The following is a 21,152-nucleotide window of genomic DNA, read 5'->3' as shown; positions in this document are numbered from 1 at the left end:
TCGTCCTCTGATGTCAGGAGAATATCCGCCGCATGTTCGAGACTGCTTAAAAATCGCGGTTAAGAAAACTTTGCATTCCCAAATGGTTAGCAAAACCCACTGTGGCATGGTTTCGCTTAGGTAAAAGAGATCGGGACAATGCGGTTTTTATCCCTCCGAAATTGTGCTCTTTCAAGCTACGGGCAAGGCGCGTCATGCATAGTCATGCCAAGGCTTGCCGTGCGCCCGGATGGGTGTGCGAGGGGTGGATTCAAAACCGGAGCTTTTGGCGTCCCGAAGGGGATCGCGGCGCTCCAGGGGGCATTCGGATGGTATCGACTTATCTTAGCTACGACCTCATCAACCGCGACATGAAGGCAAGCCTGTCGCGCGTGTCGCAGCAGGGGCTCATCGAGCGGCAGACGACATATTACAAGGAAAACATCGGCAATGTGAAAAGCGTCGATGAGTTCCTTGATAACTACCAACTCTATTCCTATGCCATGGATGCCTTCGGTCTGGGTGAGATGACCTATGCCAAGGCCTTCATGAAAAAGGTGCTCGACAGCGATCTGAACGACGAGAACAGCTTTGCCAACAAGCTGACCGATGAGCGGTATCGTGAGTTCGCCGCCGCCTTCAATTTCAGCTCGTCAACGAAAACCGTCCAGACGGATGCCCAGCTCGACAAGATGATCGGGCTTTACGATACGTCGATAACCGATCTCGATAACAGCCTTGCCGAGGAGACCCGTTATTACAAGGCAATTGTCGGCACGGTGACCAATGTCGACCAGCTGCTGCGCAACGACCGCACCCGCGCCTATATCTTTCAGGTCTTCGGCATCGATGAGAAGACCTATTCCTATGCCCATATCAAGGGATTGATGACGAGCGACATCAACGATCCCGACAGCTACATCAACCAGAAATACGGCGCGGCCTATAGTGCCGCGGTCGAAAAACTGACAATGAAGGGCAATATCGAACTGCACGCGCAGGTCACCACCCGGATTGCGGCAATCGACACCGAACTTGCGGGCACGGGTCTGACGAACGAGGAGCGCACGGCGCTGGAGGCGGAAAAGGTTACACGCCAGGACCAGCTGACCCAGCTCGAGGCCGTCTTGCCGCCGCAGGATGAGTGGGAAGCGAAGCTCGCCGCCATCAAGGCCGAGCAGACAACGCTCACCAGCACCGTCACGCAATATAACAAGATGGCGCAGCTCGCGACCGCCTTCGAGTTCAAGAATGACGGCACGGTGACCGCCGGCCAGGCGCAGACGGCGGATAATCTCAAGGCTTTGACGGATTCCTATATCGGCAGCGCACCGCGCGTGACGCCGACTGTCGCCACACTGAACCGGGATTATTTCGAATCGAAGATCGGTTCGATCAAGACCGTAACCGAACTGACCTCGGATACCCGGCTTCTCAATTATATCAGGACCGCATTCGACCTGAACGACCTCACAGTCGTCACGGCAACGATCCAGAATATCCTGACCAGCGATCTGAGCGATCCGAGCAACTACATCGCGACCGTCGGCAAGAACGACAAGCGTTATCTCGCCTTGAGAAATGCCTTCAATTTCCAGACCGACGGAACGCTGGCAGACGGCACGACACCCCAGACGACGGCGCAGACCGCGACCACCACCAGCGGTTATATGACCTATTATAACGACAAGGACGATGCCGCCGACGAGAAGGCGCTCAAGCTGTTCAAGAACGATATAGCGAGCGTCACATCCGTCAAGGATTTCATCGACAGCAGCGCGGTCTATACCTATGCGCTGAAGGCCGTAGGCCTCGATCCGTCCAAGGTCAACGCTGCCGATATCCGCAAGGTCCTGACCAGCGATCTGCAGGATAAGAAGAGCTTCGTCTACACGCTGAAAGACGAGCGTTATGTCAAACTGGCGGAGCTGTTCAACTTCACCTCCGATGGCAGCGTGGGAACACCGGTTCTGGCGCAGTCGGAAATCGAGATGCAGACCATGTCGGCCGACTACATCAAGAAGAAATCGGCTTTCGGTACGGAGAGCGACAAGGATGCGGCCAAAAAGGAATCGGAATATTTCACGGCCGAAATGCAGAAGATCAAGACGCTCAAGGAATTCCTGAGCAATGATCGCCTGACGAAATTCGCGATGGAATCGCTTGGCATCGACCCCGAAAGCGTGACGAAGGAACAGCTCGAAAAGGTCTTCACGTCGAAGCTCGATGACAAGGACAGCTACGTCAACAAGGAGATGGATCCGGTTTTCCGCCGCCTTGTCACCGCCTTCAATTTCAATACTGACGGCACGATTCTTCACGAGGACCGCAGCCTGATCCAGACGCGGCGCGGCCTTTACGAGACGTTGGACAATTACCTCACCCAGACGCTGGAAACGCAGGCGGGCGAAGAAAATGCCGGCGTGCGCCTGGCGCTTTATTTCCAGCGCATGGCGGCTGGAACGACGTCCTATTATTCAATCCTCGCCGACACGGCGATACAGAGCTTCATCAACACCACCTTTGGGATTCCGGACGAACTCGCCAATGCCGAGGTCGATACGCAGGTGACGATGATGAAGAAATATTTCGACATCCAGGATTTTCAGGACCCGGAAAAGGTCAAGAAGCTGGTCGCCCGTTTCACCATCATGTACGACAATCAGCAGAATACCACCGATCCGATCATGACGCTCTTCAATGGCAGCGGTTCGGTGGGCATCAGCGCCGATACGCTGCTGGCGGTTGCCACGCTGCGGGCGCGCTAGGCGCGGGCTCGCGGACGGGCGACAGGAGCGGGTTTACCCGGTTTCGGCTTGTGGCGACGCCTCCCACATAAGCAACATCATCCTCGGGCCTGTCCCGAGGACCCAATCACGCATCTTGAAATCGATGCGTTGCAGATGCTCGGGACAGGCCCGGGCATGCCGGACAAGAGGCTTTTGGGCCTCATCATCATCCGTCCGATGACTTTGTATTATCCGCCTACCACCCCGGCAGCATGTGTCCGGCGCGCAGGCGCGGCATCTTGGGGTAGGTCTTCACGTCGCTGTCCATCTCGTCGGCAACGCTCATCGGTGAGATATTGTCGAGGCAGGCGGTGATGTGGTCGGTAATGGCGTTTACCAGCGAGGGGGAGAGGCCGGGGCGCTTCATCAGCCCGATCTGCACCGGCGGCAGGGGCGGGAAGCCGTCCGCGGCGCTCAGAACCTTCATGCCGGTGCGCAGCGCCGATTCCGGCAGCACCGAGACGGCCATGCCCGCCAGCACGGCGGCGGCAACGACGGTGGAAGACCAGCTAGTGAACAGAACCTGATAGTCCCGCCCATCGGCATCGAGCGCCGAACAGGCGAGCTGACGCCAGTGGCAATCGCGCCGCCCGACGGCGAGCGGTACGGGCGCATCGTCCTTCAGCGGATGATTGGCGGAGGCGACCCAGCAGAGCGGTTCGGTGCGCACCACATCCGAGGAGCGGGCACGGGGATTATGGGTGACGAGCGCGATATCCAGCTCGCCCCGCGCCATCTTTTCAGCAAGGCTGACCGAAGGTTCGCAGACGATATAAAGCTCGACATTTGGATGGGTCTTGGCGAAACGCCCGATAATCTCGGGCATATAACGGTCGGCATAGTCGTCGGGCGTGCCGATGCGCAGCATGCCCTCCAGCCGGTTGTCGTCGAAGGCGGCGATCGCCTCGTTATTGAGGCGGATGATGCGCCGGGCGTAATTCATCAGTTTTTCGCCCTCCGCCGTCAGGCGGTTGCCGCGCCCATCCTTGGCGAAAAGCTGTTTGCCAATGCGTTCTTCCAGCCGCCGCATCTGCATGGATACGGCGGATTGCGTCTTGAAAACGCGGTCTGCGGCCTTGGTGAAGCTGCCCGTATCGACGATGGCGATGAAGGTATGCAGCTGGTCTATGTCGAGAGGTGCGGACATGGATGGTCATCCATCAGAATGATTGATGTCTTACATTAGAAACATTCGTTGGACTGATCAATAGTCTTGCGACATTTTGACACCAAGCAAATCAGTATCAACCTGGGCCGACGAGACGTCCGGCCCCCAACCCAAGGCAGCTTCTCGCGCGTGGTGCGTCGGGGGCGGTGCCGCATCGTGCCGTTACGAAAGGATATGTATCATGCGCACGGCAGAACGGAGAATGGAACTGGAACTCGCAACCGCACGGCCGGGGGACGCCTGGCGTCGCGCCGCTGTCCTCGGTGTTTCCGGCGTTAAAACGTTCGTGCAGCGCATCTACAATCGTATCGTGGCCAATGGTCTCACGGAACTTGATGACCGCCTTCTTGCCGATATCGGTCTGGTGCGGTCGGATGTCAGCGATGCTCTCAATACCGGCCTGTTGGAAGATCCGACGGCTCACCTTACCCGGGCCGCGCGCAAACGTGCGGTCACGCGCTTCAAGACGCTTTGAAATTCCGCCTCCGGCAGACCTCCAGCTGCCGGACGTGGCTTCCAGCCGCAAGGTTTTCCCCGCAGGGTGATTTGCCAATAGCCCTGCCTTTGCCCGGTGTCAGGCCCCTCGGCCGCGCCGGGCTTTTTTATGGCCCGGCGTCACCCGACTTACTGGCAATGCCTCAATATTGATATTCCTCGAACACCGGCAGGACCGAGCCGCCCCAGCGGCCGTTATAAAGCGCGAGCAGGTCTTCGGCGAGCGTGGTCTTCTTGGCCAGAACCTCGTCCAGCGAGGACAGGAACACGGTTTCGTCCTGGCCTTCGCCATTCAGCCGCTTGCGGTTTTTCAGGCCGGTGCGGGAAATATCGAGAACCTCGCGGGTGATGCCGAGAAGCGGCTTGCCGGCGATCTCGGCATTGAGCCCCTTGGCCGGCACGGCGTTGCGAAGCGCGATCACCTCATCGAAGCTCCAATCGGCGGTCAGCGCATCGGCAGCGTCGAGGGCCTCCTGATTATAGAGAAGGCCGACCCAGAAGGCGGGCAGGGCGCAGATGCGCCTCCAGGGGCCGCCATCGGCGCCGCGCATTTCGAGGAAACGCTTCAGGCGCACATCGGGGAAGAGGGTGGAGAGATGATTTGTCCAGTCGCCCATGGTCGGTTCCCACGCGGCGATTTCGCCTTTCAGCGCGCCGTTCATGAACTGGCGGAAGGTGACATGGGTGCAATCATGATATTTGCCGTCGCGCACGATGAAATACATCGGCACGTCGAGCGCCCATTCGACATAATCCTTGAAGCCGAAATCGTCGTTGAAGGTGAAGGGCAGCACACCGGAGCGGCGATTGTCGGTATCGCGCCAGATATCGCCGCGCCAGGAGAGGAGACCGTTCGGCTTGCCCTCGGTGAAGGGCGAAGAGGCGAAGAGCGCCGTCGCCAGCGATTGCAGCTTCATGGAAACGCGCATCTTCTGGCGCATGTCGGCTTCGGAGGAGAAGTCGAGGTTAACCTGGATGGTGCAGGTCCGGTACATCATGTCGAGACCCTTGGTCCCGACCTTCGGCATATAGCGCGTCATGATCGCGTAGCGCGATTTCGGCATGCGCGGCGTCTCGTCATAGCTCCAGAGCGGGCTGCCGCCAATGCCAAGGAAACGGATGCCCATCGGCTCGGCCACGTCGCGCAGGGTCGCCAGATGCTGGTTGGATTCCTTGCAGGTCTGGTGCAGGTTTTCGAGCGGCGCGCCCGACAGTTCAAACTGGCCGCCCGGCTCGATGGAGATGGCGCCCATGCCGTGCTGTTCGCCAAGGCCGATGATGTTTTCACCGTCCATGATCGGCTCCCAGCCGAGCTTTTCCTGCATGCCCTTCAGGAGCGCTGAAATGCTGGCCTCGCCGAAATAGGGAACCGGGCTGTTATCCTCGCGGAAAAAGGCGAATTTCTCATGTTCGGTGCCGATGCGGAAATCCGCTTCAGCCCTGCAACCGCCCGCCAGATAGTCGGTAAGCTCCGTGACGGAGGAGAGGGGTGTCTGGTCGGTCGTGTCGCGTGCCATGGCTTACCTTGTTATGACGTCTCTGTTGCGGCGAGGCATATGATTGGCAGATAGGGCCGGATCGCATCCGGTGGCAAATGAATTTCTTTTAAAGATGCATGAAGCGCAACGGTGCCCCTCAATTCCAGTCGCCAATTGCCGCCTGGATGACGGCGAGCGCGGCGACGGCGGCCGTATCGGCCCGCAATATACGCGGCCCGAGCGGAATGGGGGTGACGAAGGCAAGGCTGCGCAGCAACTCCCGTTCCTCCTCGGAAAAACCGCCTTCCGGGCCGACCAGCAGGGCGATCTTGCGTTCCTTGACGGCCTGCAGGATCGGCAGCGGATTTTGGCCCGCATCGCCTTCGTCGCAATAGATGATGCGACGGTCATCCGGCCAGGTCTCCAGCATCTCTTTCAGTTTCACCGGTTCCGCCACCTCGGGCAGAGACAGAATGCCGCATTGTTCGGCGGCCTCGATGGCATTGGCGCGCAATTTTTCTGTATTGTGGATCTTGCCCTGAACATGCTGCGTCATCACCGGCTGCAGCCGGCCGGCACCCATTTCCACCGCCTTCTGCACCAGATAATCCATGCGCCCGACTTTCAGCGGGGCGAAGAGATAATGCAGGTTCGCCGCCTCCGGCTGCGGCCGCGTCTGTTCGAGCGGAACGAGGACGATCTTCTTGCGGCTCGGGAAGGCGAGTTTCGCTTTCCATTCGCCGTCGCGGCCGTTGAACAGCAGGATTTCCGCGCCGTCCGTCATGCGCAGCACATTGGCCAGATAGTTGAACTGTTCGGCCGTCGCCTCCTGCGCCACGCCCTCGGCGAGGGGGGCTTCGATGAACAGGCGTTGCATCCGGAAATTTGCGCGCATGGGATTTCGGTTTCAGCGTCAGAGGAAAAGGAAGGACAGGAGCCAGTAGAGCAGCGCCGCAAGTGTTGCGCTTGCGGGAACGGTGACAACCCAGGCGGCGATGATCGTCATGAAATGCGAGCGCCGGACAAGATAACGGCGGCGCACCTCGGAAGGATTGTCCAGATATCTATGCGCGCGGCGGGGTTCGCCCGTGCCCGACTGGACGAGTTCCTGCCGCCGCCGAGACGCCTGTGTGTACCATTCGCGGAAGAAGCCGACGCCGAACACCGCGCCGATCGCCGTGTGGGTGGTACTGACCGGCAGACCGAAGCGTGAAGCGACGAGAACGGTCAGCGCCGTTGCCACGGAGACGCAGAAGGCGCGCATCGGATTGAGTTTGGTGATCTGTTCGCCGACGAGGCGGATAAGGCGTGGGCCATAAAGAAGAATACCGCAGGACAGCCCGAAAGCGCCGACCAGCATCACCCAGAGCGGCGCGCGTGCGGATGTCTGGACCGCCTCGTCGTGCAGGGCCCGCACGATGGCGACGACAGGACCGATGGCGTTCGATACGTCATTTGCCCCGTGGGCAAAGGACATCAGGCCGGCGGCGAGAACCAGCGGCCACTGGAACAGTATCCGGAGCGACTGGTTGCGGTTTTCCAGTCCCTCCGACTGTTTGCGGATGATCGGCACGCAGAGCCGCCAGGCGACGAGGCCCGTCACCAGCCCTATGACACTGGCATGGCCCAGAGAGACATGCATGAGCTGGCGCAATCCGACCCAGATGAGATAGGCCATGAACACGCCTGCCATCAGGCCGATGAGAACCGGAACCCACCGTCGCGCCGCATCGATCTTGTCGTCGCGATAGATGATGAATTCCTTGATGAAAGCAAGGATGGCGATGGCGAAGGCGGCACTGATGAAGGGCGCCAGCACCCAGGCAAACGCGATGCTGCCGAGCGACAGCCACTCCACCGCTTTGGCGCCATAGGCGGCCATGCCCGCGCCGGCAACCCCGCCAACCACCGTGTGGGTGGTGGAAATCGGCGCTCTGGTCCAAGTCGAGATATTGACGAGAAGGCCGGCGGCAAGAAGCGCCGAGAGCATTGCCCAGGAAAATGCAGTCCTGTCGGGAATGGTCTCAACGTTGATGATGCCGCTTGAAATGGTCTCGACGACATTGCCGCCGGTGATCAGCGCGCCCGCGATCTCGCAGACAGCGGCGACGATGAGCGCGACGGCAAGCGGCATCGCCTTGGCGCCGACCGCGGGGCCGACATTGTTCGTCACGTCGTTTGCGCCGATATTGATGGCCATATAGGCGCCGATGGCAACAGCCGCGATGATGATGACGGCGCCCGCGGTGCCGATGGCGAAAGCGCCGGCGAAGACGGCCGCGAACACAACGAACATGAACCCCGCGCCAAGGCCGGCAAGCTGCTGCGTGACGTGCAGCGTCGCTTCTTCGACACGGGTAATCTTGTCGAGATCCTTGTCGAGCGTCGGCTTCATGTTCGATGGCGGCTTCGTTGCCATTCACACCTCGTTTGCCAGCATTCCCTTTCGTCCGGCAGCGTCGCAGGTTGAAGGCAATTTACAGAAAGACTGTTACATCGCGTACATCTTCGCAAAAGAAAAGACGATAAGAGCCATGTCGGAGACCAAACTCCACAATGCCACTCTTCGGGCGATGGCGCTATTTCGAATGCGCCATCCGCTTGTCGAAAGCGAGCATAAGAGCCTTCAGTTCCGGCTCGTTGACGCGTTTTCCGGCTTCCCTGGGGCTGACCCATTCCAGCCGTCGCGAGTCTTTTTCCGGAAAGCTGTCCCGCATTTCCGAAACTTCGAGCAGGTGCACCTGAACCTTGCAGGGCACATTGATGCCGCTGTTCAGTTTTTTCTCATATTCGTAATATCCGAAAGGCGCCTTTTCCACCGTGCCTTTGACACCGGCTTCTTCATAGGCTTCCTGTTCGGCCACCGCATGGGCCTTCTTGTTGGCCATCGGCCAGCCCTTGGGAATGACCCATCGTCCGGTATCGCGGCTGGTCAGCAGCAGCACTTCCGGCTCCGGATTGCTCTTGGACAATCGATAGCACAGCGCTGCATATTGCTGTCGCGGCGGTCTGCGCAACATCAAGCCAACATCTGTCGCCAATCGATTCAAAATCTTCAATCCGAATAAATCCTCTTCGCCGGGTAGTGATAATTGCTAATATAGAGACACTGCAAATTCCGCCAATCCCCCTTCATCCATAACCCACTACTGTCTTCATGCTGATGAAGCTTTTGGGCAGAGGGATGTGGTCGATTTGCGGACAAAGTTTCGACCGGGGGGGTCCCGGGCCGGACAGTCGATGCGGTAACGCGTGCTCTGCCTGCCTTCAAGCCATTCGGAATGCAAACCCGCTATGAATTATGGCTGGTACTGCTTTAATCGGGGTTCAGCCCCCAGTGCCGGAGGCCCTCGATCACACCGTCAGCTTCTTTCGCGGCCGAGTGAAAAAAGCGATTGTCCTGGTGTGCCAGCGAGACAAGCTCAGGCAGGGCATTGCCCACGATCACACCGCGAATGGTCTTCAACTCAAACATCGCCCGATCATTGCCAGTATCGCCTGACACCACTGATTCGTCGAGGCCGATGCGCAATTGTCCACATAACCATGCAAGTGCCGCGCCCTTGTCGGCGGCCTTGGGCAATATGTCGAGGTCGCGATCGCTGGAATAAACGATGCGGGCGTCTATATCGGCCGCCAGAAGCGCGCTTTCAATCTCGCCGAGCGCGGCGGCATCGGCGTCATGCAGGAACCAGCTCGATTTCAGGCCATGCTGGTAACGCTCCTCCTGCATCGTCACGCCCGCAATGCCGGTCATGACATCGGCAATCTTCCGCGGGTCGAAACCGGTGCCGAGGGACTGTGTATAGGCGTTTTCCAGCTCGCGGCGTTTTTTCGCATGCAGCATGGTGCCGACGCCGCCGATGATGTAGTCCGGCTGCGGCAGCGGCACCTCGCCCAGAAGGGCAAGCTGATCGTCGATCAACCGGCCGCTGTTGAAGACCAGAACCGGGCGAACATCCTCCGGCAGCGAATGCCAGAAGTCGCGGAACCGCCGCGTGGCGTCGTCATCGCCAACGACGGTCCCGTCGAGATCGGTGGAAAGAAGACGAAGCGGTTTCAATCGCCGTCGTTCCATGGTTCGGCCCAGTCGGCCTCTTCGAGAACCGGCATCATGGTCCTGCCTTCCACGAGGGCAAGAAGCTGCTGGGCAATGCCCGTCCATGTGAACAGGCTGCGCGCCTTATGCGCTCCCATGCGGGAAAGCCGTCCGTAAAGCCGCTCATGCTTGAACGGCTTCATCATGGTGATGCCGAGATCTTCCTTGTCGAAAGGATCGGCGAAAAGCGCATGTCGCCCATAGCTGACGGCGCGGAACAGCCCGCCATGGATGGTGACGACGGTCGGCGTGCCGCTCGCCATCGCCTCGATGGCAGTCATGCCGAAGGGCTCATAGCGGCTGGAAAGCACGAAAAGATCGGCAGCGCGATAGATATCCGGCAGGTCCTCGTCCGCGACATAACCGGAGAAAGCCACCTTGTCTTCCAGGCCGAGCGATTTCACCCGCTCCTTCAGCTGGTTGAGAATGGTCGTCTCCTGCTCGTCCATATTCTCGCCGCCGACGGCCAGATGCAGGCGGGCTTCCGGCTCGCGTTCTGCAAGAACCGAAAAGCCGTCGATCAGCAGATCGTAGCCCTTGTTGGTCGCAAGCCGACCGAGCGCCAGCACCGTCTTGCCCTCGAAGCCGAAACGCTGCCGGATCATCTGCCGCGTCGCATCCGAAACGGGGAAAAAGCGATTGTCGTCATATCCGGGCGGGATCATGTGGATATGTTTGCGCTTCAGTCCGTAATCCTCGATCAGCACGTCGAGCTGCACCGGTGTTGTGGCGATCACCATGTCGCAGCTGCGATAGATGATCAGCTCGTGCTGGATGCGTTCCCTGAAGTTGAATTCCAGCTCGAACGTATCGGCTTTTTCCGGATAGTCGGTCTCCATCTGGCGCTTCTTCCAGATGCCGAGCGAATGCGGGGTGTGCAGATGCGGGATTTTCAGCGCTTCGGAGAGCCGCTGTCCGGCCACACCGGCATCCCAGTAATGGCTGTTGATGAAAGAATAATTCAGGTCGTTTTTCTTGATGAAACGCAGCGCGTTTTCGCACCATTCCATCAGGTGCCGGTGCAGATATTCCTTGGGAATGAAATCGCGCCCGCCGCAGGGAATGCGCACCACGCGGACGCGCTCGTCAACCTCGTCGAATTCCGGCTGGTCTTCGAAGCGGCGGGTATAAAGATCGACGGTATAACCGAGCTGGCCGAGTTTGCGTGCAAGCTCAAGCACATAAACCACCTGTCCCCCGGTATCGGCAGCGCCCAGTGGCGGGTGCGCGGCGACATAGCCATGCGTCGATATGAGAGCTATCCGCGGATAGCGTTCAGTTTCGCTCGTGGTTGTCATGGGTCCCATCTTGGTAAATTTTTCCAATTAACCCGATAAAAAGACCAAAGAGCACAAAAGGTTCCATCAAAACCGCAATAAAATGGATGGCGCATTTCGCCGGATGGCGTTTTCAGCTGCCGCGCTGCTGCTGTCGCAGGCGGGAAATCCGATCCCATTCGCGCGCCTGATGTGCTCTCGATGTCGTCTCCACGATGAAGTCGATATGGGCTTCCGCCGCCGCCCTTGCCGCTGCCGGATTGCCGGCGGCGATGGCGTCATGGATGGCGATGTGCTGCCGTAACACCTCGTCATGGGCGCCCGCGATGGTGAAGATGAGGTGACGGTTATAGAAGATGTCGTCGCTCAGGAGCCGGTAGCAGGATCGTAGCGTATGCATCAGCACGATATTATGCGCCGCCTCGCCAATGGCGTTGTGGAATTCCACGTCGCCCGCAAGCTCCTCATCGAAGCGGCCGGCCTCATGCGCTTCACGCATTCTGTCGACGATGGCGGCAAGGTTGCGCCTGTCCGGTTCCGTTGCGCGCTCGGCGGCAAGTTCGGCGGTCATGCCTTCGATATAACGGCGATATTCGAGGAAATCCCGCGTCGCCCGGCTGTGGCGGGTGATCAGCGCGCTCAAAGGGTTGGAAAAGACCGGGCCGACAATATCTGCCACATAGGTACCGCCGCCATGCCGGCTGGTGAGAAGCCCCCGGTTTTCCAGTTCTTTCAGCGCTTCCCGAAGGATCGGCCGCGAAACATCGAGGCGCTGCGCCAGTTCGCGCTCGCCGGGCAGCCGGTCGCCATCCCGCAATATGCCGTCGAGGATCAGTTCCTCGAAACGTAAGATCACCTCCTGCGATGTGCGGCTATGCTCGATGCGCGCGAAGAGCGTTTCGTCCATCCCAGAAGTCTCCGGCGAAATGCCGCCCCATATTTGATGTCAGGCAAAGTACCAGTGAAGCGTCGCACTGGTCAAATATTCTGTCCAGTTCTCCGCCTGGCTGCGTCATGCCTGCGGCAACACGGCATCTGCCTTTTGAAACTGGCTTTTGTTAAAGCAGCACTCGGACAGGGTGATGATGGTGGATTTTTCTGCCAGGTGGATCAAAACAATTACATCGGCGTCGATTGCGGTGTTTTCATTGCAATCGATGTTTTAGAAATCCGGCGACAAAAGCGGGGACGGTATCGCAATGGCCAAGGGTAGATTTGCATTCGCAAGCGCGCCGGAAAGGTCGCTGGCTCTGGGCGAGGTGCATGCGCGGCCGACCGTGCTGCTTGCTCCGTCGCGTATCATCGTCCAGCTTGCCTTCATGATGGATGGCGGCTCGGCCGTGCACCATTCGGTCATCGCGGAAATGTCGCGCGGCCGCGGGGTCGCGCCGCCGGAGCGTGATGCCCGCCACCACGCCATGCCCTGGGGGCAGGGGACGCTGCGCTGGGAGCGGCACACGGAATTTTCCACCTGGTTCTGGGATGGTCCCGCGCCGGAGAAATTCGGCGGCGAAATTGCCGGCGATCCTTTCGGCGATGGCTTTTCGCCGCCCGGTTCGTTGATCTCGGGCGTGCGTCTGGAAATCCGCCCGGAAAACGGTGTCACCTCCCAGGCGGAAGCGATGTTTGAGCCGACCAGCCTCTGTCACAGCGACCTGCGTGACGGACAGGCGGCGATCCTCACCGATTTCCGTCAGGATCGCGACGGGCTGACGCAGATATTGGTGATCGACCGGGGCCTGAGCGATTACAGCCGTGGCGCCCTGGTGCAGCGGCTGCTGGATATCGAAACCTACCGCACGCTTGCCATGCTCGGCCTGCCGATGGCGCAGACGCTGTCGCCGGAAATTCGCCGCATCGAGGACGGCCTGACCGGCATCACCCAGCGCATGAAAAACGGGGCGCGCGACGAGGCCGATGCGCTGCTGGCCGAAATGACCCGGCTCGCCGCCGAGCTGGAGGCCAATGCCGCGCTCAGCCTTTATCGTTTCGGCGCCAGCCGCGCCTATGACGGCATCGTGCGCGAACGCATTCGGGCGCTCGCGGAAACCCCGGTGCATGGCCATGAGACCATGGGCAGTTTTCTGGAACGGCGCATGGCGCCGGCCATGCGCACCTGTCAGTCGGTGGAGGAGCGGCAGGCGAACCTGTCGCGCAAGCTCTATCGTGCCACCGCGCTCGTCCGAAGCTGGATCGACGTGGAGCTGGAGCGACAAAATACGGTATTGCTCAACACCATGAACAAGCGCGCGGCCATGCAGCTTCGCCTGCAGCAGACGGTGGAAGGGCTCTCGGTCGCCGCCATCTCCTATTATGTCGTCGGCCTCATCGGTTATCTCACCAAGGCGATCAGCCATGACGTGCTGCCGGCCGATCCCGCTGTGGTTACCGGCATTTCCGTACCCTTCGCGGTGCTTGGCGTCTGGTGGGTGGTGCGCCGCATCCGCCGCTCTCATGCGGAAGGTGGGCACTGAGCCCCCTCATTCCTGTGCTTGTCACAGGAATCCAGCCGAGGCGCGTCTGCGCGGCGAAGAGACTCCTTTCAGCCCAAGGACTTGGGCTGGCTGGATCCCTGTGACGAGCACAGGGATGAGGAGAGGCCGCGGTTCCTTCAGCCCTGCTCCCAATAGGGTGAAGGCCCATAAAGCCCGGCCAGATAATCGATGAACAGCCTCACTTTCGCAGGCAAAAACTGCCGGCTCGGATAAACCGCCGACAGCGTCACGTTGCGCGACCCCTCATAACCGGGCAGCACCTGCACCAGTTTTCCGCTGCGCAATTCATGGCCGATATCCCATGTCGAACGCAGCGCAATGCCAAGCCCTGATATCACCGCCTCGCGGATCACCTCGCTGGAATTGGTGATGAGCATGCCTTCCGGCCGGATGCTGAGCGCGCCGCTCGGCCCCTCCAGCCGCCAGAGGTCATTATTGTGCGCCGGCAGGCAGCGGTGTTTCTTCAGATCCTCGATTGTAGCAGGCATGCCGTGTGCGGCCACATAGTCAGCCGAAGCGCAGAGCACGCGGCGCACAGGAGCCAGCCGGCGGGCCACGAGGCTGGAGGAATTGAGGTCGGCGATGCGGATCGCCAGATCGTAACCGCCCTCGATGATATCGATGAACTCGTCGCTGAGCACCAGATTGACCGAGAGATCAGGATGCCGCTCCATGAACCCCTTGAGATGCGGCGCAATATGCATGCGCCCGAAGGAAGTGGGTGCGGAAACCTTCAGCGTGCCGTTAACGGTATTGGCCCGGCCGGAGACGAAATCCTCTGCCTCTTCAAGCCCTTCCAGTACGGCCAGCACCCGTTCGTAAAATCCCTGACCCGCTTCGGTCAAAGAGATTTGCCGCGTCGTGCGCTGGAAAAGCCGTGCGCCGAGCTTTTCTTCCAGCCGCTTGATGCGCTTGGAAATCACGGCGGGCGAATAGCCAAGCTCCCTGGCGGCGAGCGACATGCTGCCGGAAGCCGCAACGCTCGCGAAGACTTCCAGATCACCCAGATTTGTCACAGTTGCCCCCGATTGTTTCCGGAATGGAAAAAATCCTTAGCATTTGATTGCGTCGTTTCAAAGTGGTAAAGAAAGAATACCAGTTGGAGGAATATGTATGGGGGAAGGGCGGTGACGCAGCCGATCAAGTTTCTGGAGCCGCGCGCGAAGATCGTCGCCGATCGTGATCGCATCATAGCTGATCTCAAGGATATTCTGCCGGCGGACTGTCTTGTGCACGAGCCGCGTGAGCTCGTGCCTTTCGAAACCGACGCTTTCGTCTCCTATCGCCGCCTGCCGCTGGCCGTGACGCTGCCGAAAACGACGGAAGAGGTGGCCGCGGTGATGAAATATTGCCACCGCTACGGCATACCGGTCGTGCCGCGCGGTGCCGGCACCTCGCTGTCCGGCGGGGCCATTCCGCAGGAGGATGCGGTGGTGATCGGCCTTTCGAAGATGACCGCGATCCTTGAGCTCGATTTTTACAATCGCACGGCGCGGGTACAGGCGGGTGTCACCAACCTTTCCATTTCCGATGCGGCGGGCGCGGAGGGTTTCTTTTATGCGCCCGATCCCAGCTCGCAGCTCGCCTGCACCATCGGCGGCAATATCGGCATGAATTCCGGCGGCGCGCATTGCCTGAAATATGGCGTCACCACCAATAATCTGCTCGGCGTAAAAATGGTGCTGGTGGATGGCACGGTGCTGGAATTGGGCGGCAAGCACCTCGATGCCGCCGGTTACGATCTTCTCGCCCTCGTCTGCGGCTCGGAAGGCCAGCTCGGTATCGTGACGGAAGCAACCGTGCGGCTGATCGCCAAGCCGGAGGGTGCGCGGCCCGTATTGTTCGGTTTCGAGACCTCTGAAGAAGCGGGTTCCTGTGTGGCCGATATCATCGGCGCGGGCATTATCCCGGTTGCGATTGAATTCATGGACAAGCCGGCCATCGAGATTTGCGAGGCCTTCGCCAAGGCGGGTTATCCGCTTGACGTCGGTGCGCTGCTTATTGTCGAGGTCGAAGGGTCGGAGGCGGAGATGGACGCCATGCTGGCCGATATCGTCACCATTGCCAGAAAACATGGCGTGAAGACGGTCAAGGAATGCCAGTCTGCCATGGAGGCGGCGGCGATCTGGAAAGGCCGCAAATCCGCCTTCGGCGCAACCGGCCGCATCGCCGATTATATCTGCATGGATGGCACCGTGCCGCTCTCCCAGCTTTCCTACGTGTTGAAAAAGACGAGCGAGATTACCGACCGGCTCGGCCTGCGCGTCGCCAATGTCTTCCATGCCGGTGATGGCAACATGCATCCGCTCATCCTGTTCAACGCCAATGACCCTGATGATGCGGCCCGCGCCGAAGAGGCGGGCAATGAGATATTGAAGCTCTGCGTCGATGCGGGCGGCTGCCTCACGGGTGAGCATGGTGTCGGTATCGAGAAACGGGATTTGATGCGCCACCAATATGGTGAGGCTGATCTTGCCCAGCAGATGGCGGTGCGGGCGGCGTTTGACGAGGGCTGGCTGATGAACCCTTCCAAGGTGTTTCCGCTGGAGGGGCGCAATTGAGGTACGTTAACTTATTTGCCTTGGAGGGTGCGGTTTACCCCCCTCTGCCCTGCCGGGCATCTCCCCCACAGGTGGGGAGATCGGCAAGACGCACCTACGTCGCTCTATCTCGGCCGATAAGAAAGGCGAGACCTTACCGCGAGTCGATCTCCCCACCTGTGGGGGAGATGCCCGGCAGGGCAGAGGGGGGTATCTCTTGCTCTGAGCGCAGTCTCTCTTGCGCAAACGTCGCTGTCCCATGCCCGGAGCCCACCACCCCATGCTGACCCCCTACGCAGAAACCCAGGTCGCCGACATCATCCGCGACCATGCGACCCGAAAAACCCCGCTGAAAATCATCGGCGGCAACACCCGCTCCGGTTTCGGCAATGCGGTGGCGGCAGGTGAAACGCTCTCCTCCCGCGCAATGGCTGGCATCGTCGCCTACAACCCCGCCGAAATGGTCATGACCGTAAAGACCGGCACGCCACTTGCCACCGTCCAGGCCGCCCTTGCGCAAAACCGGCAGATGATGGCCTTCGAGCCGATGGACCATCGTCCGATCATGGGCACCGAAGGCGAACCGACCATCGGTGGCGTCTTTGCCGCCAATGTTTCCGGCCCGCGCCGTTACGTTGCGGGTGCGGCGCGCGATAGTCTGCTCGGCATCCGTTTCGTCAATGGCAGCGGAGAGATCATCAGGGCCGGTGGCCGGGTGATGAAGAATGTCACCGGCCTCGATCTTTCGAAATTCCTGGCCGGGTCTTTCGGCACGCTCGGCTTCCTCACCGAAGTTACCTTCCGCGTGCTGCCGAGCCCGCCAGCGGAAAAAACCGTGGTCGTATCCGGTCTCGATGACGAGGCGGCGACGCGCATCATGGCGGCCGCGATGGCCATGAGCGTCGAAGTTTCCGGTGCGGCGCATCTGCCGGAAAGCGTGCGGTCCCGCTTCATCGATGGCGGATTGCCGGAAGGCCCGGCGACCATTCTCAGGCTGGAAGGGCTTGCCGCCTCGGTGGAGGCCCGCACGGCGAAACTTCTCTCGGTCATGGATCGGGTCGGCCCATGGGCCCTGCTGGAGGGCGGGGAGAGCGGATTTTTATGGCGGCAGGTGCGCGACGTCGCGCCCTATGCCGGGCAAGACGCCAAGCCGCTGTGGAAAGCCTCGGTCGCGCCTTCGGTGGGGCATCAGCTTGTCGCGGCGCTGCGCATGGAAGCGGGCATCGATGCCTTTTACGACTGGCAGGGCGGCCTTGTCTGGATGCAGATGGAGGCCGATCCCGAGGCGGATTTGCTGCGCGGCGCGATCCGCGCGCTCGGCGGAGGCCACGCAACGCTGGTAAGGGCGAGCGATGCGGTGCGTGCGACGCTGGCGGCCTTCGAACCCCGCCCGGCGGCGGAGGCTGTCCTGTCGGCGCGTATCAAGGAAAAGCTCGATCCGGCGGGCATCTTCAATCCCGGCAAGATGGCCGCAACGATGGAAAGGGCCGTCTGACCATGCAAACATCCTTCACGCCCGAACAGCTGGCCGATCCGCATGTGGCGGAATCCGAAAAAATCCTGCGCAAATGTGTGCATTGCGGCTTCTGCACCGCCACCTGTCCCACCTATGTCACGCTCGGCAACGAACTGGACAGCCCGCGCGGCCGCATCTACCTCATCAAGGACATGCTGGAAAACAGCCGCCCGGCCGACCGTGAGGTCGTCACCCATATCGACCGCTGTCTTTCCTGCCTTGCCTGCACCACCACCTGTCCCTCGGGCGTGGATTACATGCATCTGGTCGATCATGCCCGCGCCCATATCGAACAGACCTATAAGCGCCCCTTTATGGACCGGCTGATCCGCAATCTTCTGGTCGCGGTTCTGCCGCATCCCGCCCGTTTCCGGCTGGCCCTGCATCTGGCCCGGCTGGCGCGGCCTTTCTCGGGTCTGCTTGCCAGGGTTCCGGCGCTGAAGCCGCTGCAATCCATGCTCGCTCTCGCCCCCGCCGCCGTGCCTCCGGCCTCCGCTTCCACCCATCCCGGACAAAGACCGGCCGAGGGCGAAAAGCGCGGACGTGTCGCCATCCTCACCGGTTGCGCCCAGCCGGTGCTCGACCCCGGTATCAACGAGGCGACGCTGCGGCTCCTTGCGCGGCTCGGCATCGAGGTCGTCGTGCCGAAGGGGGAGGGGTGCTGCGGTTCTCTGGTGCATCATATGGGCCGCGAGGATGAGGCGCTCGCCTCGGCCCGGCGTAATGTCGACGTCTGGACACGCGAGATGGAGAGCGGCGGTCTCCACGCCATCATCATCACCGCGTCCGGCTGCGGCACCACCATCAAGGATTACGGTCATATGCTGCGGCTCGATCCGGCCTATGCGGAAAAGGCCGCGCGGGTCTCGGCACTTGCAAAGGACGTCACCGAATATCTCGCCACGCTCGATCTGCCGCAAAGGCAAAGCCAGGGCCTGACGGTTGCCTATCACTCGGCCTGTTCCATGCAGCACGGCCAGAAGATCACGCTTGCGCCGAAACAGCTGCTGAAGGCGGCGGGTTTTACCGTGCGCGATCCGGCCGAAGGGCACCTCTGCTGCGGTTCGGCCGGCACCTATAACATCCTGCAGCCGGAGATTTCCGCCAAGCTCAAGGCGCGCAAGGTGAAGAATATCGAGGCTACCCGGGCGGATGTCATCGCCACGGGCAATATCGGCTGCATCACGCAGATCGGAACCGGCACGGATATGCCGATCCTGCATACGGTGGAACTTCTCGACTGGGCCTATGGCGGGCCGAAGCCGGCGAGGCTTTCGGTTTAGGACGTGGTGCACTTTCGCGCCATGCACACGACACAAAAGGTCCGGACCGGTGCCTTGTCCGCTCCCTTTCCCTCATCCCTGTGCTTGTCACAGGGATCCAGCCAGCCCAAGTCCTTGGGCTGAGAGGAGTCTTTCCGCCGCGCAGACGCGCGTCGGCTGGATTCCTGTGACAAGCACAGGAATGAGGTTGTGCGTTTATCCGGCACCCTGTCGGAAAGCGTCCTCGATTTTCCGGCCCGATATTAGAACTTATACGCCACGCCAAAATTCACCGCATTGGTGATGACATCCGTCTTCAACGAGGCGCCATTGTCGATATCCACGTCGATAAAGGAATAGGTGCCCTTATATTCCACGAAGGTCGACCAGTTGTCGGTGATGCGGTAGCTGATGCCGGCCTGCGCCTGCAGGGTCGCGCCGCCGAACTGGTATTCGAAGGTTCTGCCCGAGGGACGGTACACTTCCACATGCGGCACGTTGATGCCGACGCCGGCGCCCACATAAGGGGTGATCGGCAGCGATTCCAGCGGAAAACGGTAGAGCGCGTTCAGCGTCAAAAGGTTCAGGCCGTCGGTGAATTCGAAATGCGACCAGCCGGAGCGGGCGAGCGTCTGGTCGTCGGCATAGACCTTGTCATGGGTAAAATCGAGCGAGATACCGAAATTCCTGAGCTGACCCTCATCGAACCAGTAGGTGCCGCGCACGCCCCAGTAGGGCGGGTTGGAAAAGGACTTGCCTTCCCATCCGGCGCGGAAATCCGGCCCATCGGAAACCGTCACATCGCTGTGCGGCGCGCTTTGCCAGCCGCCATAACCGGAAATTTCAAATTCGCCCGCGATTGCGGCGGAAAAGGAAACGCCGCTGAAGAGCAGGGCGCAGACAAAGGAAACGTGGCGCGGCATGAAGTGAATCCAGATTGATATCGGTAATTCACCAAACCGTTTTTTGATAACATTTGAATGACAGAAACGAAAAACGGGCGGTCGATTGACCACCCGTTTTAAGGCCGTTCCATCATCCCCCTGAGAGAGGTCCGGCGCCTGGCGTCCCCCGCCAAGTCTCATTGCACTGAATTGAGCCGGATTGTACCGCCGCAAGGCGGCAATTCAAGCGGATACGCCGCCACACCGGCCCTGAAGCGGCCGGAAAGACTGAACCGTTGCCGTCATATCACAATGACCCTGGTTCCGACGTTTACGCGCTCGTAAAGATCGGTGACATCCTCGTTGCGCATGCGGATGCAGCCGGAGGAATTGTTGCTGCCGATCGTCCAGGGCTGGTTGGTGCCGTGGATGCGATAGAGCGTCGAGCCGAGATACATGGCGCGCGCGCCCATCGGGTTGGCGGGGCCGCCTTCCATGAAGGCCGGCAGGTAGTGGCCCTTGGCCGCCTCGCGGGTGATCATTTCCTTGGGCGGGGTCCAGCTCGGCCATTCCGCCTTGCGGGTCACCTTGTGGGTTCCGGCCCATTCGAAACCGGGCTTGCCGACGCCGACGCCATAACGCCGGGCCTTGCCGTCAGCCAGCACGAGATAGAGGAAACGGTTCGGCGTATCGATGACGATGGTGCCGGGTTTTTCATTGGTCGGGTAGGTGACGATCTGCGGCAGGAATTGCGGCGCGATCTGGGTGCGCACCGGCGCATTCGGGCGGACGGCGGCATTCTGCACCCGTGCCGGGCGCTGCGATGTGACGCCGGAGCTGGGGCGCTGCGGCATGGCGGCCTGGCGCTGCTGGAAGAATGGCTGGCGTGCGGCAGGCGCGCGCGGATAGACCACGGGCCGAACATTGCCGCGGCCACCGAGCTGGGTTACCCAGGGCGCGGAAAGATCCGGGCTGACGACGACGGGCGGGCGCTCGCGATAGCGCTCATTGGCCATCGCGGCCGGGGCGGCAAAGGTGGAAACGAGGCTCAGCGCCAGAAAAACGGACTTCATCGTCATCGGGTGGACTCTCTCTGCGGGATATCGCAACTATGGATTTGCGGGACTGTTCGCCCGCTTTGCCGGACACGTTCGCACCTCGACGCCAGCG

Annotated in this window: 17 protein-coding genes; 6 read left to right on the top strand and 11 right to left on the bottom strand. The window is 60.5% G+C overall.

All coding sequences use genetic code 11. The annotated features are described in order from the left end of the window. Positions 1-308: 308 nt before the first annotated feature. Positions 309-2,747, top strand: coding sequence for a DUF1217 domain-containing protein (locus tag AC5YUO_RS04615; RefSeq protein WP_496154417.1), 2,439 nt, complete (start codon positions 309-311; stop codon positions 2,745-2,747). A 217-nt stretch (positions 2,748-2,964) separates the two neighbouring features. On the opposite strand, the gene AC5YUO_RS04610 is transcribed toward AC5YUO_RS04615, so the two are convergent. Further along, positions 2,965-3,915 (bottom strand): LysR substrate-binding domain-containing protein, encoded by a 951-nt coding sequence (locus AC5YUO_RS04610; protein ID WP_496154416.1) that lies wholly within the window; start codon positions 3,913-3,915, stop codon positions 2,965-2,967. Positions 3,916-4,117: 202 nt separating this feature from the next. Between AC5YUO_RS04610 and AC5YUO_RS04605 the strand changes: the two genes are divergently transcribed. Beyond that, the gene (locus tag AC5YUO_RS04605; RefSeq protein WP_269342114.1) at positions 4,118-4,411 is read left to right on the top strand and encodes a YjiS-like domain-containing protein; all 294 of its coding nucleotides are present in this window, start codon (positions 4,118-4,120) and stop codon (positions 4,409-4,411) included. Positions 4,412-4,574: 163 nt separating this feature from the next. Here the strand turns inward: AC5YUO_RS04605 and AC5YUO_RS04600 are convergent, their stop codons facing one another. The 7 genes from AC5YUO_RS04600 to AC5YUO_RS04570 all read right to left on the bottom strand — a co-directional run bounded on the left by AC5YUO_RS04600 (position 4,575) and on the right by AC5YUO_RS04570 (position 12,192). Further along, a complete protein-coding gene (locus AC5YUO_RS04600) occupies positions 4,575-5,948 on the bottom strand; it encodes a glutamate--cysteine ligase (protein WP_496154415.1) in 1,374 nt (457 codons plus the stop codon). Between the two features lie 118 nt (positions 5,949-6,066). Then, on the bottom strand, positions 6,067-6,804 hold the full coding sequence (locus AC5YUO_RS04595; RefSeq protein WP_496154414.1) for a 16S rRNA (uracil(1498)-N(3))-methyltransferase: 738 nt from the start codon (positions 6,802-6,804) through the stop codon (positions 6,067-6,069). An 18-nt stretch (positions 6,805-6,822) separates the two neighbouring features. Continuing rightward, positions 6,823-8,328 carry an inorganic phosphate transporter gene (locus AC5YUO_RS04590; protein WP_496154413.1) on the bottom strand — a complete coding sequence of 502 codons (1,506 nt, stop codon included), beginning with the start codon at positions 8,326-8,328 and terminating at the stop codon, positions 6,823-6,825. 160 nt (positions 8,329-8,488) lie between these two features. After that, positions 8,489-8,929: an NUDIX hydrolase gene (locus AC5YUO_RS04585; protein WP_496154412.1), complete on the bottom strand. Its 441-nt coding sequence runs from the start codon at positions 8,927-8,929 to the stop codon at positions 8,489-8,491. 296 nt (positions 8,930-9,225) lie between these two features. Continuing rightward, on the bottom strand, positions 9,226-9,972 hold the full coding sequence (locus AC5YUO_RS04580; protein ID WP_496154411.1) for an HAD family hydrolase: 747 nt from the start codon (positions 9,970-9,972) through the stop codon (positions 9,226-9,228). Next, entirely contained in the window at positions 9,969-11,315 is a 1,347-nt protein-coding gene (locus AC5YUO_RS04575) for a glycosyltransferase family 4 protein (protein ID WP_496154410.1), read from the bottom strand. The genes AC5YUO_RS04580 and AC5YUO_RS04575 overlap by 4 nt, the downstream gene beginning before the upstream one ends. Before the next feature lie 103 nt (positions 11,316-11,418). Continuing rightward, positions 11,419-12,192: a FadR/GntR family transcriptional regulator gene (locus AC5YUO_RS04570; protein WP_496154409.1), complete on the bottom strand. Its 774-nt coding sequence runs from the start codon at positions 12,190-12,192 to the stop codon at positions 11,419-11,421. A gap of 292 nt (positions 12,193-12,484) precedes the next feature. Here AC5YUO_RS04570 and AC5YUO_RS04565 point away from each other — a divergent pair, with 292 nt between their 5' ends. Then, the gene (locus tag AC5YUO_RS04565; protein WP_496154408.1) at positions 12,485-13,759 is read left to right on the top strand and encodes a DUF3422 family protein; all 1,275 of its coding nucleotides are present in this window, start codon (positions 12,485-12,487) and stop codon (positions 13,757-13,759) included. A gap of 137 nt (positions 13,760-13,896) precedes the next feature. Here the strand turns inward: AC5YUO_RS04565 and AC5YUO_RS04560 are convergent, their stop codons facing one another. Further along, the gene (locus AC5YUO_RS04560; protein ID WP_496154407.1) at positions 13,897-14,796 is read right to left on the bottom strand and encodes a LysR family transcriptional regulator; all 900 of its coding nucleotides are present in this window, start codon (positions 14,794-14,796) and stop codon (positions 13,897-13,899) included. 93 nt (positions 14,797-14,889) lie between these two features. Between AC5YUO_RS04560 and AC5YUO_RS04555 the strand changes: the two genes are divergently transcribed. From AC5YUO_RS04555 to glcF, 3 genes are all read left to right on the top strand, one after another. Then, a complete protein-coding gene (locus AC5YUO_RS04555; RefSeq protein WP_496154406.1) occupies positions 14,890-16,341 on the top strand; it encodes an FAD-linked oxidase C-terminal domain-containing protein in 1,452 nt (483 codons plus the stop codon). Positions 16,342-16,600: 259 nt separating this feature from the next. Continuing rightward, positions 16,601-17,815 carry a glycolate oxidase subunit GlcE gene (glcE, locus tag AC5YUO_RS04550; protein WP_496154405.1) on the top strand — a complete coding sequence of 405 codons (1,215 nt, stop codon included), beginning with the start codon at positions 16,601-16,603 and terminating at the stop codon, positions 17,813-17,815. 2 nt (positions 17,816-17,817) lie between these two features. After that, positions 17,818-19,119 (top strand): glycolate oxidase subunit GlcF, encoded by a 1,302-nt coding sequence (glcF, locus tag AC5YUO_RS04545; protein WP_496154404.1) that lies wholly within the window; start codon positions 17,818-17,820, stop codon positions 19,117-19,119. Between the two features lie 242 nt (positions 19,120-19,361). Here glcF and AC5YUO_RS04540 read toward each other — a convergent pair whose 3' ends face one another. Next, positions 19,362-20,021, bottom strand: coding sequence for an outer membrane beta-barrel protein (locus AC5YUO_RS04540; RefSeq protein ID WP_400820283.1), 660 nt, complete (start codon positions 20,019-20,021; stop codon positions 19,362-19,364). Between the two features lie 263 nt (positions 20,022-20,284). Continuing rightward, positions 20,285-21,061: a L,D-transpeptidase gene (locus AC5YUO_RS04535; protein ID WP_496154403.1), complete on the bottom strand. Its 777-nt coding sequence runs from the start codon at positions 21,059-21,061 to the stop codon at positions 20,285-20,287. Between the last annotated feature and the right edge of the window lie 91 nt (positions 21,062-21,152).

The organism is Agrobacterium sp. LEGMi-208b, from assembly GCF_059511785.1.
Note: the sequence above shows the minus strand (reverse complement) of the source record. Positions and strands in the feature narration are given on the sequence as shown.